Source organism: Arthrobacter sp. 179 (assembly GCF_052379645.1).
Classification (GTDB): domain Bacteria; phylum Actinomycetota; class Actinomycetes; order Actinomycetales; family Micrococcaceae; genus Arthrobacter_H.
Genome location: NZ_JBQSYU010000001.1, coordinates 222,513 through 236,412, shown reverse-complemented (window position 1 = coordinate 236,412; position 13,900 = coordinate 222,513). Strand labels below are relative to the sequence as shown.

Below are 13,900 nucleotides of genomic sequence, written 5' to 3'. Positions count from 1 at the left end.
CCGGCCTAGAAGCCTCTCCAGTGCCCTTGAGTGAGGCCCTATGTGCCGATGGGGCTCCCAGTGCCTCTGTAGCCGGTTCCCTGTCGGTAACTTCCGGGGGCGGTCGGTCTTCCATGACCGAAAAGCTTCTTCCTGGATGATCCGCAGCTATCCGTAGGTGTCCCGGGGCCCACGGCCAGCAACCCGGCGCATCCCCTTTTTCCAGCTGGGGGCCGAAGGGCCAAGGACTTGGATGACGGTGACCACTCCGGGCCCAAGCTTCTCGTCGAAGGTCTTGAGCAGGCTGTGGCTCAGGAGCCGGACCTGGGTCGCCCACGCAGTCGAATCACATCTGACCACGACGGTCGTGTCCTCGAAGCTTTCCGGCGTGCAGTGGGCATTGATTTGCGGTCCCACCAATTCGGTCCACCGGGACATCACCGATCCAACGGCCACCGGGGATGTCCACCCCCTATCACGGACCATTCGTCCGAACACCGTCCCGATGCCCTGTGGATCCCGGCCGTCCTCGTAGGAGACACCAGTGGGTGAACGGCGCCGCATCTCCCGGGCCTGCGCGCTACGTTCTCCTGCCCGCCGGGCCCTGGCTGCATCTATCCTGACTTCTCCCCGGGCCACGGCATTCTGACGCATGCGATTCAACATGGTCCGGGCAGCATCGAATTCCGCCGGCCCTTCCCCGGGGGTCTTATCGGCCGGGCTCATGCCGATACCGTTCCTGGACCCACGGTCAGCACCCGCCCACCCAACTCATCCGGGACGTCGCCGACGACCGCGGCCGTCACGATGACCTGTTCGGCGTCGGCGACCACCGCCGCCAATTTTTGTCGCCGTGAAAGGTCGAGCTCGGCGAACACGTCATCAAGGATGAGGATCGGCTTCGCACCGGGTCGCGCGTCGTCTTCACACAGGGCACGGTAGACCGCCAATCGAAGCGACAGGGCGAGGGACCACGTTTCACCATGGGAGGCATATCCCTTGGCCGGCGCCTGTCCAAGACCGAGAACCAGATCATCCCGATGTGGTCCAACCAGAGTCAGTCCCCGTTCGAGTTCCTTCTTGCGCTGGGACCCCAAGGACGCCAGGAAGGCCTCGTGGAGCTCCTCCAGATCGAGCTCGGCCAGCGGGCTGCGTTCCCCGGCGGCCAGCGGTTGCTCCCCGTTGTTGTCTTCGGCGGGGAGGACACCACCAACCGTGGACGTATAAATAACCGTGGCGGGTTTCGAGCCGTCCGTCAGCCCCGCATAGGCATCCGAAATATGTCCTTCGATGGTGGCCACGACATCCAACCGACCGCGCAACAGTTTTGCCCCGGCCGATGCCAGATGCTGATCCCACACGGCAAGCGTGGCTTCATGGGAGGTGGACAATCGTCCAGACGAACGGGCCGATTTCAGCAGGGCATTGCGTTGTTTAAGGACGCGTTCGTAGTCGGACCTCGTGGCGGCTTGATGGGGCTGCAAGGCAACCAGGACATCATCGAGATAGCGCCGGCGTTCCGAGGGATCCCCCTTGACCAATGCCAGGTCTTCGGGCGCGAACAGCACGGTTCTCACTATGCCCAGGATCTCGCGGGCCCTGACGGGGTTGGCCCGGTTGATTCTCGCCCGATTGGTCTTCCCCGCCGTGATTTCCAGTTCAAGCCCCACCGCCTGCTCCCCCCGATGGATCCGGGCCCGAACCAGAGCCTGGTCGGCATCGAAATGAATCAAGGGAGCATCATTGGACACCCGGTGTGAGGACAACGAAGCCAAATAGCCCAAGGCTTCGGCAATATTGGTCTTCCCCACGCCATTGGGACCAGCGAAGACCGTCGTGCCCGGAGCGAGTTCGAGGTCGATTTGGCGATAGGAACGGAAGTCGGTCAGGGAAACATGAGAAACGTACAACTGCTGATGTCCCGCTTATTCGCCCGGCCGGCGCACCGCGTGTCCGCCGAACTGGTTCCGCAGGGCGGCAACCATCTTCATTGCCGGTGCATCTTCTTGCCGCGAGGCAAACCGGGCAAAGACCGAAGCCGTAATGGCGGGGGCAGGAACCGCATTGGCGATGGCCTCTTCAACGGTCCAACGGCCTTCTCCTGAATCCTCTACATAGCCGGCGATGTCCTTGAGTTCCGGGTCTTCCTTCAAGGCCTTGACCAGCAGATCCAGCAACCACGAACGGATGACCGTTCCTTGCTGCCAGGCACCGAACGTTCCGGGGACGTCTTTGATGATCTCCTTCGCGGCAAGGAGCTCATAGCCTTCGGCGTAAGCCTGCATGATGCCGTATTCAATGCCGTTGTGGACCATTTTCGCGTAATGCCCAGCGCCGATGTCGCCGACGTGGACGAAACTCTCGGATCTGGTTCCCTCCGGCCTCAACGCATCAAAGAGCGGAAGAAGTTCCTCGATGTCCTCCGGAGCACCGCCGGCCATGAGCCCGTAGCCGTTCTCCAGGCCCCAGACGCCACCTGAAACGCCGCAATCCACAAAGCGTATGCCGCTTTTGGCCAGGTCGGTGCCATGGCGGATGTCGTCGCTGAATCGGGTGTTTCCGCCGTCAACGACCAGATCGTCCTCCCCCAGTTTTCCCGCGAGCTCCGAGACAACCGCATCGGTGACGGCCCCTGAGGGAACCATGATCCACAGGACTTTACGATCCGGCAGCAGGGCCAGTAGTTCATCGACGGATCCGACATCGGTCACGTCGGGGTTCCGATCGTACCCAGTGACGTCGATTCCACCCTGGCGAAGGCGGGCCCGCATGTTGTAGCCCATCTTGCCCAAGCCGATCATTCCGATGTGCATGGCATCCTCCTCGATAGTGGAATCCCCGGTCGGTGGATTGGCCTTAGTTTGGAAGTCGTACCGGCATGACCAGGTAGCGGTAGTCGTCCTCGTCGTTTCCGTCGAGTGCCTTTTGGGCGGTCATCATCGCCGGTTTGGGGGCGGTGGTGAACGAGAACCGAACGAACTCCGTGTTGAAGGCATTCAAGCCCTCGCTCAGGTACGCGGGATTGAACGCCACCGTGATCTCTTCGCCTTCAAGCTGGGCCTCGATGGCTTCTTCGGCCTGTGCGTCTTCGCCCGTACCGGCATCAAGGGCCAGCTGGGAATCGGTGAAGGCCAGTCGAACGGGTGTATTCCGTTCTGCAACGACGGCGACGCGACGCACTGCTTCAACCAACTCGTGGGTGCGGACCGTCGCATGGATGGGGGTGTTCTCCGGGAACAACGACCTGATCTTCGGGTAATCGCCGTCGACCAGGAGTGAAGTCGTGCGTCGGCTACCGCTTTCGAAACCAATGAGGTCGCTGTTCTCTCCGAGGGCGATCTGCAACTCCCCGGCACCGCCAAGGGTCTTGGCGACTTCGTTGAGCGTCTTGGCCTTCACCAGGGCCGAGGTTGAGATGCCGGGAGTTGTGGGCTTCCAATGAACCTCACGCATGGCCAGACGGTAACGGTCGGTGGCCAGGAAAGTGATCAGGTCATCCTCGATCTCCATCTTCACACCCGTGAGGATCGGCAGTGTGTCGTCCTTTGAGGCGGCGACGATGACTTGGGCGATGGCCTCGGAGAAGGCTGCCCCGTCCACGACACCGGCGATTTCCGGCAGGACCGGTAGTTCGGGGTAGTCGGCCACGGGCATGGTCGCCAGGTGGAAACGGCTACGGCCACAAGTGACGGTGACCTTGGAGCCTTCCGTTTCGATGGTGACGGTCGACTGGGGCAGGCTTCGGCAGATCTCAGCCAGCAGTTTGCCTGAAACAAGAATGGTGCCGGGAGTGGAGACTTCCGCCGCGATCTCCAAATGAGCAGAAATTTCGTAATCGAAACCGGCGAAGGAGACCACCGAGTCTCCCGCATTGATGAGGATCCCCGAGAGGACCGGCGAGGGAGGCCGCTGTGACAGCGAACGGGCGGTCCAGGACACGGCATCTGCCAGAACGTCCCTTTCAACACTGAACTTCACGTAGTGATCCGCCTTTCACAGCTTTTGGTGACAACTTTCCGGTGCAAGCTTAGCCCGAGTCATCAACGTGGGCATACTGCCCCGGTGGGATCTGTGCTCAGCAGGCCAGAGTGGTCGGGAACGGGAACTTGTTATCTGGATTCTTCTAGAAAGAGGGATTAGTAGTGTTAATAACCCTTGTGGATACTGTGGATAACCATGTCCCGCGTGTTCGTCTCGGGCTTTAAGGCTGTTCACAACTTGTGGGTTCCCATCGTGTGAAGTCCAACGGGCCGGTGGATAAAAACTATTGGTATTTCGGGGGTCCACAGGAATCCTGTAGTTATCCGCAGAAGAACCTAGTCGTCCACTTAATTATCCACAGACTTATCCACAAGCGTTCATATCGCTGGAAACTCGGGCTTCCTAGCCCTCGCGCTGTTGTTGCTTGATGCGGTTGGTCAGTTCGGTCACCTGATTGAAGATCGCCCTGCGCTCTGCCATGAGTTCCCTGATCTTGCGGTCCGCGTGGATCACGGTCGTATGGTCACGCCCTCCGAGTTCCGCCCCGATTTTTGGAAGCGACATGTCGGTGAGCTCACGCAGTAGATACATCGCGATCTGTCGCGCGGTCACCAGGGTGCGTGTCCTGGATTTGCTGTTGAGTTCCTCGATGCTGAGATTGAAGTAGTCAGCGGTCTGGGCGATGATCGCGGCCGGCGTGATCTCCTGGGCTCCCTCGTCCGTGATCAGGTCCTTGAGTACTTGCTCGGCCAATGTCAGGTCCACGGTCTGGTTGTTCAAGGAGGCAAAAGCCGTCACGCGGATCAGGGCGCCTTCGAGCTCGCGGATGTTCGTTGAAATCTTCGAGGCGATGTACTCCATGACATCGTCCGGCGCCGAAAGTCCCTCTGCGGTGGCCTTTTTGCGCAGGATAGCGATCCTGGTTTCCAACTCAGGGGGCTGGATGTCGGTCAACAGTCCCCATTCGAAACGCGAGCGCATCCGGTCTTCAAAACCCGCCAGTTGTTTCGGCGGTAGATCCGAGGTGATGACGACTTGCTTATTGTGGTTGTGCAACGCGTTGAATGTGTGGAAGAACTCCTCCTGTGTCGCATCCTTGTTCGCCAGGAACTGGATGTCGTCGATCAGGAGGATATCGACGTTGCGGTACGTCTGCTTGAAGCTGGCGCCCTCGTCGTCGCGGATGGAGTTGATGAAGTCGTTGGTGAACTCTTCGGAGTTCACATATCTGACCCTGATGCCGTTGTACAGATGTCGGGCGTAGTGGCCGATGGCGTGGAGCAAGTGGGTCTTGCCCAACCCGGAATCCCCATATATGAACAGCGGGTTATATGCCTTGGCGGGTGCTTCAGCGACCGCCACGGCGGCGGCGTGGGCGAAGCGGTTCGATGAGCCGATCACGAAGGTATCGAAGATGTATTTGGGGTTCAGGCGACCGAACTCCTGGGAATTCGAGGGCGGGGAAGGTTGGGGACGGTGGTCGCTCATCCGTTCCTTGGCCACCGGAGCCGGCTCGGGCTTGCTGGGCTCCGGCTCCGTGTCCGGGACCAGATCGGCATCAATGCTGAAGGCACAGAGGATGTCATCCTGGAAGACCTGGCGTAGTGCCGCGTCGAGGGAATTCTTCAGTTGGGTTTGGAGAACTTCGCGGGTCAATTCATTGGGCACGGCCAACAGCAGGGTGGTGCCGATCAAGCCGAGCGGCCGGGCATGCACCACGAATCCGCGCTGGCGGGGGGTGACCCGATCGTCTTGTTCGAGTATCCGAACGACTTGACGCCAGGAGCTGCCGACACTGTTGGATTCGTCTGTGCTCATTGCGATCTCCCCCTTCAAGGTGGGCCGGTCCGGTGATAGGTTTCCGCTGGCCCGCACCCTAAGCGAAAGACGACCAACGAGTTTCGATTCTAGCCGTCATCCACAGCGTTATTCACAGTCCGTGGATAACTGCGAAGTATTGGCGAGCAGCCGCGCAAGTCCAATGAATTGCTGCGGATAACTACCATGAGCGCGATCGAGGACGATGGCCGGTAGCGGGAAATCACCCAAATGCCTTGTTCGTTGTCCACAACTGTGGATTAATGAAGACGAAGTTATTCACAGCCCGGTAGTCGGATGTCCGAGGTATCCGCCGCGTGCCGGTTTGACCTTGCTACCACGCGTCGCCTATCGTAGTTTAGTCCTGTGTGTGTGCTTTGGGACCCTGCAATCCGTCCGCTTACGCGGGATTCGGGCCAGGCAACCCAATGTGCCACATGAAATACGAGCGTCAGCCTGTTCTTCCCCCTTGTAGCAACGGGTTAAGGCGCATCCTTTGATCGTCTTGGAGTTACTACTGTGAGCAAGCGGACTTTTCAGCCGAATAACCGCCGTCGTGCCAAGAAGCACGGCTTCCGTCTTCGTATGCGCACCCGTGCAGGTCGCGCCATCATGTCAGCACGCCGGTCCAAGGGCCGCACCGAGCTGTCTGCATAGCATCGAGCCATTCCTGCGGACCGCGCGTGGGTGACGTGAGCATGTTCCCCGACGGAGTCGGATACTGACCATGTTGCCCATGAGACACCGTCTGCGCGCAGCCGCGGAATTCTCTGCCACCGTACGTTCCGGCGCCCGTTCTGGGCGCCGGAACGTCGTGCTATATGCACGCTTGCGGCCTGAGGCCGATCATGCCGAACCCACGCGGTTCGGTTTTATCGTGTCCAAGGCCGTCGGGAACGCGGTGACCCGCAATCTCGTTAAAAGGAGGTTGAGGGCCGTCGCGGCACAGGAACTTCCCTCACTGGCGTCAGGATACGACGTCGTGGTGCGAGCCCTTCCCGCTTCGGCTCAGGCCACATGGGCGGGTTTATCCGCGGATGCGCGCCGAGCGTTGGACAATTCGTGCCAGCAAGCAGCCGAGCTGAAGACGGAGAGCAGAAGAAGGAGGCATTCGGTTGGCTGAAGTCCCTTCAGATGCTGGTCCCGGACCCCTTCGCTGGCTCTGGGATCTTCCCCGGAACCTCTTGATCCTCTTGATCATGGGGTATCGGAAGGCAATCTCGCCCTTATACGGGGACGTCTGTCGATACTTTCCCAGTTGCTCGGCGTACGGCCTGGAAGCGGTCACCGCACATGGAGCCGTCAAGGGCAGCGCGTTGGCTTTTTGGCGCGTCCTTCGCTGCAATCCATGGAGTCACGGCGGCATCGATCATGTCCCTGCAGGATCCAGGATTTGGCCAGAAGGCAGAACCCCCAAGATCATGGTGTTGAATCATCCGCCGATTCCCGCCGACGATGATGCCGCGGATGCGGCTCGAGGAGCATAACCGGAAATGAACTTCCTAGACACACTTCTGTGGCCATTCACCCAAGTGGTCTCATGGATCCTTCGGGCCTTCCACGCGATCTTTACTTTCGTGGGCATGGATCCCGATTCGGGGTGGACCTGGACGTTGTCCATCATCTGCCTGGTGTTGCTCATTCGTACTGCACTGATCCCTGTGTTCGTAAAACAGATCAAGGCCCAGCGGGCGATGCAGGTCCTCCAACCCGATCTGAAGAAGCTGCAGGCTAAATATAAGGGTAAGAAGGACCAGCTCTCGCAGCAGGCCATGATTGCCGAACAGCGGGAGCTGTTCAAGAAGCACAAGACGAACCCGTTGGCTTCCTGCTTGCCGATTCTGGTGCAGATGCCGTTCTTCTTCGCCCTCTTCCGAACACTGAACAACGCTTCGCATGCCAGTGATCAAGGGGAAAGCGTCGGGGCATTGTCCGTCAACCTGGTGCGTAGCTTTGACGGGTCGACTATTTTTGGCGCCGGCCTGTCGGAAACCTTCCTCGGAACGGTGAATTCTGGGGCCCCGAAAGTCTCCGTCATCATCACTGCGATCGTGATGATCATCGCGATGTCTGCGAGCCAGTTCACGACGCAGCGACAGATCATGACCAAGAACATGACGAAGGAAGCCCTCCAGGGCCCCTTCATGCAGCAGCAGAAGATGATGATGTACATCCTGCCGCTGGTGTTCGGCATCGGCGGCATCAACTTCCCCATCGGTGTACTGATCTACTGGACCGCCACGAACGTCTGGACGCTGGGGCAGCAGTTCTACGTGATCCGCAACAACCCGACACCCGGCTCCCAAGCGGCACGCGAACTCAATGAACGTCGTGCAGCTAAGGGTCTTCCGCCTCTCGGGCAGAAGAAGACCGACGAAGTGGTCGAAGCCGAGGTCATCGAGCCCAAGGGACAGCGCGAGCAACCGCAGCGCAAGAACAGGAAGAAGAAGTAGACGATGAGTGCCGACGATGTGAACGCCACCGACACGGTCGAGAACACCGTGGATGAGACGAAGCCTTCCATGCAGGCGATGGACCAGACCGCAGATGCGCCGAACCGTGCTGAGGAAGAGGGGGACATCGCCGCGGACTATCTCGAGGAATTGCTCGATATCGCCGATCTGGATGGTGATCTCGACATCGAGATCAGGAATGGTCGGACCTATATCTCCATCGTCAGTGAAGAAGCCGAAGACGAATCCCTGAAGGACCTGATCGGTCGTGACGGGGAAGGCCTAGAAGCCCTCCAGGAACTGTCCCGTCTCGCAGTTCTCTCGGCGACGGGCAATCGTTCACGGCTCGTTCTGGATATTGCCGGATACCGCGATGGTCGGGCAGGCGAATTGAAGAAGATCGCCGAAGAGGCCGTGGCGAGCGCCCGCGAAAGCGGTGAGGACATTGCGCTGGATCCTATGAGCGCTTATGAACGAAAGTTGGTTCATGACGCGGTCGCCGATCTCGGATTGCAAAGTGAATCCGAGGGCGAAGGAAGCCGCCGACATATCGTTGTATCACTGGGCGACGCCTAACCCTACGGCGAGTTCGACCTTACCGAAGCCAGGAACAGGAGCGTTGTGATTCAGGAAGTACAGCCCAGTGAAGCGGAATTGAGGGCGGCGCAGGCCATATTCGGAGATCGTTTGCCTTTGGCCGAAAGGTACGTTCAGCACCTTGCCACCACCGGGATGGAACGTGGCCTCCTCGGCCCGCGGGAAGTGCCTCGTCTCTGGAGTAGACACGTGTTGAATTGCGCGGTGGTCGCCGAGCTCATTGCTGAAGGGGCAGAGGTTGCCGATGTGGGAAGTGGCGCAGGGTTGCCCGGCCTGACCTTCGCGATTGCTCGTCCCGACCTGTCGTTGACTTTGATCGAACCCCTTGAGCGGCGTTGTATCTGGCTGAACGAAGTAGTGGAGGACCTCGGGTTGGAAAACGTCACCGTGTACCGTTCCCGGGCCGAACAGGCGGTGGAGCACATCAACGCGGATGTGGTCACCGCTCGCGCCGTGTCTGCATTGGGCAACCTGGCCGGGCTCACGATCCCCCTGCTGCATGGACGGGGCGAGGTGTTGGCGATCAAGGGTCGTAGTGCAGCGGAGGAAGTCGATAAGGCAGCCAAGGTCCTGCGAAAACTTGGCGCCAGGGAAACTGAAGTCCTGACCGTGGGAGATTCGTTGCTGGAGGAAACCACGACCGTAGTGAGGATCAACGTCGGTACCGCGTCCTGACCGGTAGGCTGTACTGGTGGCGAACTCGTCATGGATGTGGTGAGGAGAAGCGACCATGAATGGCACGGAGGTCTTAACAGGCCCCACCGAGTGGCTTCAGCACTCGACCGGCACACTGCCACCAGTAGAGCAATCGTATTCGGTTGTTTCTTACGTTTCACGTGAAACGTGGTTCTGCCGGTATGGAGCTAGCCGTGCACTTCACGCCCAGCCCTGGAGGACGGCAGCATCAAGCAGCAAGAAGAATTTCAGTCGGAAGCGAAGGCACCGGTTCGGAACATGATGGACAGCATCGACGAGAGCACCCCGCTGGCAAGCCAGCTGGCCAACGAAACCAAGCGTCGCGAGAAGCTCAGCGGGACGACCTTGCCCAAGCCCGATAGCACGCGGTACCTGACGGTCAGCAACCAAAAGGGTGGCGTCGGTAAAACCACTACGACCGTGAACATCGCTGCGGCGTTGGCGAAGGCCGGCATGAATGTCCTGGTGGTTGATATCGATCCACAGGGCAATGCCTCCACTGCCTTGGGAATTGATCACCACGCCGAAGTGGACAGTATTTACGACGTGCTGATCAACGATGTTCCGCTGGGTGATGTCTTGGCGCCATGTCCGCAGTTCCCCAATCTCTTGGTGGCCCCGGCGACGATCCACCTGGCTGGCGCGGAGATCGAGTTGGTATCGCTCGTGGCCCGGGAGCAACGACTTCGCAGGGCCTTGGACCAGTACGCCAAAATGCTGGAAGATCAAGGGGCCGAACGAATCGACTATGTCTTCGTGGACTGCCCTCCCAGTCTTGGGTTGCTGACGGTCAATGCCTTCGTTGCCGCGCAGGAAGTGCTTATTCCGATCCAATGCGAGTACTACGCACTCGAGGGCCTGAGCCAGCTGCTCAGCAACATTGAACTGATCCAAAAGCACTTGAACTCAGATCTGGTTGTTTCCACGATACTTTTGACGATGTACGACGGCCGGACCAACCTGGCATCACAGGTTGCGGATGAGGTGAGGGAGCACTTCCCGAACCAGGTCCTCCAGGCATTGATTCCCCGGAGTGTCAGGATTTCAGAGGCTCCGAGCTATCAGCAGACGGTCGTCACTTATGACCCGAGCTCAACGGGTGCGCTGTCCTATCTGGAGGCAGCCGCGGAGATCGCCGAACGGGGCGTCAGCGGCTCCTGAAGCTCTTGGTTGCCAGTAGACTCTTGGTAGGTAATTTTGCGCGCACCCGGGCGCGCTGGCAAGGTCGAGAGGACGACGAATGGTTGAGAAGCGGCGCGGTTTGGGACGTGGGCTTGGTGCCCTGATCTCTGGTAGTCCGTCAAACGAGGAAGAAGAGCCCTCTCAGGTTGATAATGGGCTTTCTTCGTCGTCAGAGGGCATTCCAAAGGCGTCTTCACCTGCGGAGACGAGTCATGATGCAGGCCGGCCGAATGGTGCTCTTTCAGCAGTGAACATCGAGAGTGAATCCGATTCCAAGGGATCCAAGGGTTCGTCCACTTCTTCTGTTTCACGTGAAACACCACCAACAAAGAGGAAGAGTAGTTCCTCCAGCCAGGCGACCAGTCCGGGGAAGACCTCTTATGCATCCTCGACACCTGATGATATCGATAAGGGGGCGGCAACACCGCCGAAGACCCCTAAGGAGGCACAGAAGTCGTCGACGCGTCCCAGTTCTACAACGAAGCAGCCTTCACGGAGGAGTCGTCCGGTTGATATGTTCTTCAGCTCAGAGCAGGGAGGGACTGAAGAAGGAAAGCCGGGCGATGAGATCGCTGATTCTGATCGCAAGCCAGCCACACCCAGGAACCGCCGTGTAGCTGTTCCGAACGTGCTCGGTAACGTGCGGACCTCGCGTGATCCAGCAACCGATCCCTCCGATCAGGCGGTAGGGTCCAGAGGACCAAATACCGATGAGGAAGCTGAATCTCGGAAGGGTGTTGCTGACGATAAGTCCTCGACGGCAGGTGAGTCTCGATCTTCAGAGGACGATGTTTCACGTGAAACGCTGGTCGCGGTACCCGGGGCGACGTTCGCGGAAGTGTCTGTCGCGAGCATCCACCCGAACCGTAAGCAGCCACGTACCGTCTTTGATGATGATGACATGGCTGAACTCGTGCACTCGATTCGCGAAGTCGGACTTCTGCAGCCGATCGTGCTGCGTCCATCGGATGAAGGTGGAGATCAACTCTATGAGCTCGTCATGGGTGAACGGCGTTGGCGTGCTGTCCAGGAAGCCGGCCTGACGACCATCCCGGCAATCGTGCGGGAGACGTCGGATACCGCACTACTGCGAGATGCGCTGTTGGAGAACCTACACCGTGCGCAGTTGAATCCCCTGGAGGAGGCGGCGGCTTATCAACAACTCATGCAGGAGTTCGACTGTACTCAGGATGAATTGTCTGAGCGTATTGGTCGTTCCCGGCCACAGATCTCCAACACTATTCGTCTGATGCGACTGCCTGCCCTGGTTCAGCGACGGGTTGCTGCCGGTGTGCTATCCGCAGGTCATGCTCGTGCCCTCCTCGGACTTGAAGATGTCGCGGATATGGAGCGACTAGCGCAGCGTATCGTCAACGAGGGTCTCTCGGTCCGGGCGACGGAAGAGATCGTAGCGATGAATGATGGTCTGCGGCGCAAGCCGAAGGAAAAGGCTCCGCGTTCGACTGCACGGCACGAAAGACTCGATTATTTGGCCAATTCGTTGTCAGATCATCTGGAAACCAATGTCAAGATCAGCCTCGGAGCAAAAAAGGGTCGCGTCAGCATCGAATTCGGCTCGGTCGATGATCTGAATCGAATCATGGGAGTCATAGCGCCATCTGCTGAGCAGTAGTGTTCGTCAGTCGAGCGGGTGGGTTTCACGTGAAACCCACCCGCTTCTTTTATCCCCGCCCGGCCGTAGTTCCGAAAAACTTGTAGACAGTCCCCTGTCAGAGTAGGCACGGAGTCGGAAAAGGGAACCAAGTGAGCGCTCTCGTCCGACAAAATCCATAAATCCTATGTTTCACGTGAAGCGCGACCGTATTCGGGAGCCCGGTAGTAGCTATTGCCTGGGTGCGTTCAAAGGACGCGGGGTATCAGTTGAAGCCAAATCAATGATCTTGGCGTCGTGTACGGCCGATTCACTGACGCGACCATCCGAGCCGTTGACGCAACGATGTTCCACGTGAAACGTGGACTGCAGCCTCACGCCTTTGATGTGGTGGTGGGCTGGACTACGACCGTACTCTTGAGACTCGATTAGTTATCAATGTCCCCATCGACGCGACTGGTTCGACCCGAGTTATTGAGTGCCTGATTCGCACGTCGCCTGGGCGTGAGCGACCGCCGGAGACTTCGTTATCCCCAGAATATTAACAATGTGCATATCTTGTGGATAAGTTATGACGCTTGCACGAGATTCATGCTTGGAGGATGTTCCACGTGAAACGATGGTTCGAGGTGGATGGTCGCTCGACGGGTTCGGATGAGGGCCCTGGATCGTGGAATCAGTGAAATTCATCCATTGCATCTCTCGTGACCGGACCGACCAGGAATCCATAGAAAGTTGGTTCGGTGAGCGCGTTGATGAGAAATCATTTACTGAAAAGGAGAGAAGAGACAAACGCAACTGATCCCGTTGGTATCGAGGGTCTTTGGGCCCGGTCTTGAGGGATCCAGTGCTGGTCCCGCGTCTGTTGGGTCCCCCGGACAGGCTGGGAACACCGGGATACTGCGTCAGATAGTGATGCATTGAGCGCGGTGGATGTCCTATGGCACCGTCGTCGGCTGCTGTTGACGGAGCAGGGCGTCTGAGGGGGTAGTTTGACCATGGCGCGAACGGAGTTTCCTGGAGCCAGGGGGACGGCGCCCGGCGGAGCCCCCGGCGTGAGCAGTGGTCCGAAGGGGTCCAGTGACGTGGTGGGGAAGCTTCTCGCCGTCCTCCGAGCATCCGCGGGAAGGACCCGCGGTCCGCACCGGGCATAAAAACGGGGCCGCCTTCCATGTTGCATGGTAGGCGGCCCCGTTTCGGTCGTGGAGTGCCGGCGCATTGCCGGCTGCGTCCTTCTAGAGGAAGGCCGCGAACTCCTGCTCAAGCGCCTGCTTGGGCTTGGCACCAATGGAACTGGCCACGTGTTCGCCCTTGTCGAAGACATAGACCGCCGGGATGCTGGTGATGCCGTACTTTGCGGCAATTCCGGGGTTGTCATCGACGTTGACCTTGACCACGTCGACCTTATCGGCGTGCTCTGCGGCGATCTGGTCGAGAATGGGCGACAGCTGGCGGCAGGGCCCACACCATTCGGCCCAGAAGTCCACGATGACGGGCTTCGGTGCATCCAGCACGTCGGCCTGGAAGGAGCTGTCTGTAACGTCCTTTGCCTGACTCATGATTGGTTGTCCTTTCCGAGGGG

General features: G+C 59.0%; 14 protein-coding genes. 8 read left to right on the top strand and 6 right to left on the bottom strand.

The annotated features are described in order from the left end of the window. Positions 1–147 precede the first annotated feature (147 nt). From ACT3UE_RS01195 to dnaA, 5 genes are all read right to left on the bottom strand, one after another. Entirely contained in the window at positions 148–705 is a 558-nt protein-coding gene (locus ACT3UE_RS01195) for a DUF721 domain-containing protein (protein ID WP_444554465.1), read from the bottom strand. Continuing rightward, complete coding sequence (gene recF, locus ACT3UE_RS01190) at positions 702–1,889, bottom strand: DNA replication/repair protein RecF (protein WP_444554464.1); 1,188 nt, start codon at positions 1,887–1,889, stop codon at positions 702–704. The genes ACT3UE_RS01195 and recF overlap by 4 nt, the downstream gene beginning before the upstream one ends. A gap of 15 nt (positions 1,890–1,904) precedes the next feature. Then, the gene (gene gnd / locus ACT3UE_RS01185; RefSeq protein ID WP_444554463.1) at positions 1,905–2,792 is read right to left on the bottom strand and encodes a phosphogluconate dehydrogenase (NAD(+)-dependent, decarboxylating); all 888 of its coding nucleotides are present in this window, start codon (positions 2,790–2,792) and stop codon (positions 1,905–1,907) included. 43 nt (positions 2,793–2,835) lie between these two features. Beyond that, the gene (dnaN, locus tag ACT3UE_RS01180; RefSeq protein WP_444554462.1) at positions 2,836–3,957 is read right to left on the bottom strand and encodes a DNA polymerase III subunit beta; all 1,122 of its coding nucleotides are present in this window, start codon (positions 3,955–3,957) and stop codon (positions 2,836–2,838) included. A gap of 405 nt (positions 3,958–4,362) precedes the next feature. Continuing rightward, the gene (gene dnaA, locus ACT3UE_RS01175; RefSeq protein WP_444554461.1) at positions 4,363–5,778 is read right to left on the bottom strand and encodes a chromosomal replication initiator protein DnaA; all 1,416 of its coding nucleotides are present in this window, start codon (positions 5,776–5,778) and stop codon (positions 4,363–4,365) included. 519 nt (positions 5,779–6,297) lie between these two features. On the opposite strand from dnaA, the gene rpmH reads away from it, so the two are divergent. The 8 genes from rpmH (at position 6,298) to ACT3UE_RS01135 (ending at position 12,339) form a co-directional block, all read left to right on the top strand. Next, positions 6,298–6,435 carry a 50S ribosomal protein L34 gene (gene rpmH / locus ACT3UE_RS01170; RefSeq protein ID WP_444554460.1) on the top strand — a complete coding sequence of 46 codons (138 nt, stop codon included), beginning with the start codon at positions 6,298–6,300 and terminating at the stop codon, positions 6,433–6,435. Positions 6,436–6,505: 70 nt separating this feature from the next. Next, a complete protein-coding gene (gene rnpA, locus ACT3UE_RS01165; protein ID WP_444554459.1) occupies positions 6,506–6,901 on the top strand; it encodes a ribonuclease P protein component in 396 nt (131 codons plus the stop codon). Beyond that, positions 6,888–7,265, top strand: a complete 378-nt coding sequence (gene yidD, locus ACT3UE_RS01160) for a membrane protein insertion efficiency factor YidD (RefSeq protein WP_444554493.1) — start codon at positions 6,888–6,890, stop codon at positions 7,263–7,265. The genes rnpA and yidD overlap by 14 nt, the downstream gene beginning before the upstream one ends. Positions 7,266–7,271: 6 nt before the next feature. Then, positions 7,272–8,231 carry a membrane protein insertase YidC gene (gene yidC, locus ACT3UE_RS01155; RefSeq protein ID WP_444554458.1) on the top strand — a complete coding sequence of 320 codons (960 nt, stop codon included), beginning with the start codon at positions 7,272–7,274 and terminating at the stop codon, positions 8,229–8,231. Positions 8,232–8,300: 69 nt separating this feature from the next. Further along, positions 8,301–8,807 (top strand): Jag family protein, encoded by a 507-nt coding sequence (locus ACT3UE_RS01150; protein ID WP_444554492.1) that lies wholly within the window; start codon positions 8,301–8,303, stop codon positions 8,805–8,807. A 45-nt stretch (positions 8,808–8,852) separates the two neighbouring features. Further along, a complete protein-coding gene (rsmG, locus tag ACT3UE_RS01145; RefSeq protein WP_444554457.1) occupies positions 8,853–9,503 on the top strand; it encodes a 16S rRNA (guanine(527)-N(7))-methyltransferase RsmG in 651 nt (216 codons plus the stop codon). A 228-nt stretch (positions 9,504–9,731) separates the two neighbouring features. Continuing rightward, on the top strand, positions 9,732–10,685 hold the full coding sequence (locus ACT3UE_RS01140; protein ID WP_444554491.1) for a ParA family protein: 954 nt from the start codon (positions 9,732–9,734) through the stop codon (positions 10,683–10,685). A 535-nt stretch (positions 10,686–11,220) separates the two neighbouring features. After that, positions 11,221–12,339: a ParB/RepB/Spo0J family partition protein gene (locus ACT3UE_RS01135; protein WP_444554456.1), complete on the top strand. Its 1,119-nt coding sequence runs from the start codon at positions 11,221–11,223 to the stop codon at positions 12,337–12,339. A gap of 1,214 nt (positions 12,340–13,553) precedes the next feature. Here ACT3UE_RS01135 and trxA read toward each other — a convergent pair. Next, positions 13,554–13,877 carry a thioredoxin gene (trxA, locus tag ACT3UE_RS01130; RefSeq protein ID WP_444554455.1) on the bottom strand — a complete coding sequence of 108 codons (324 nt, stop codon included), beginning with the start codon at positions 13,875–13,877 and terminating at the stop codon, positions 13,554–13,556. Between the last annotated feature and the right edge of the window lie 23 nt (positions 13,878–13,900).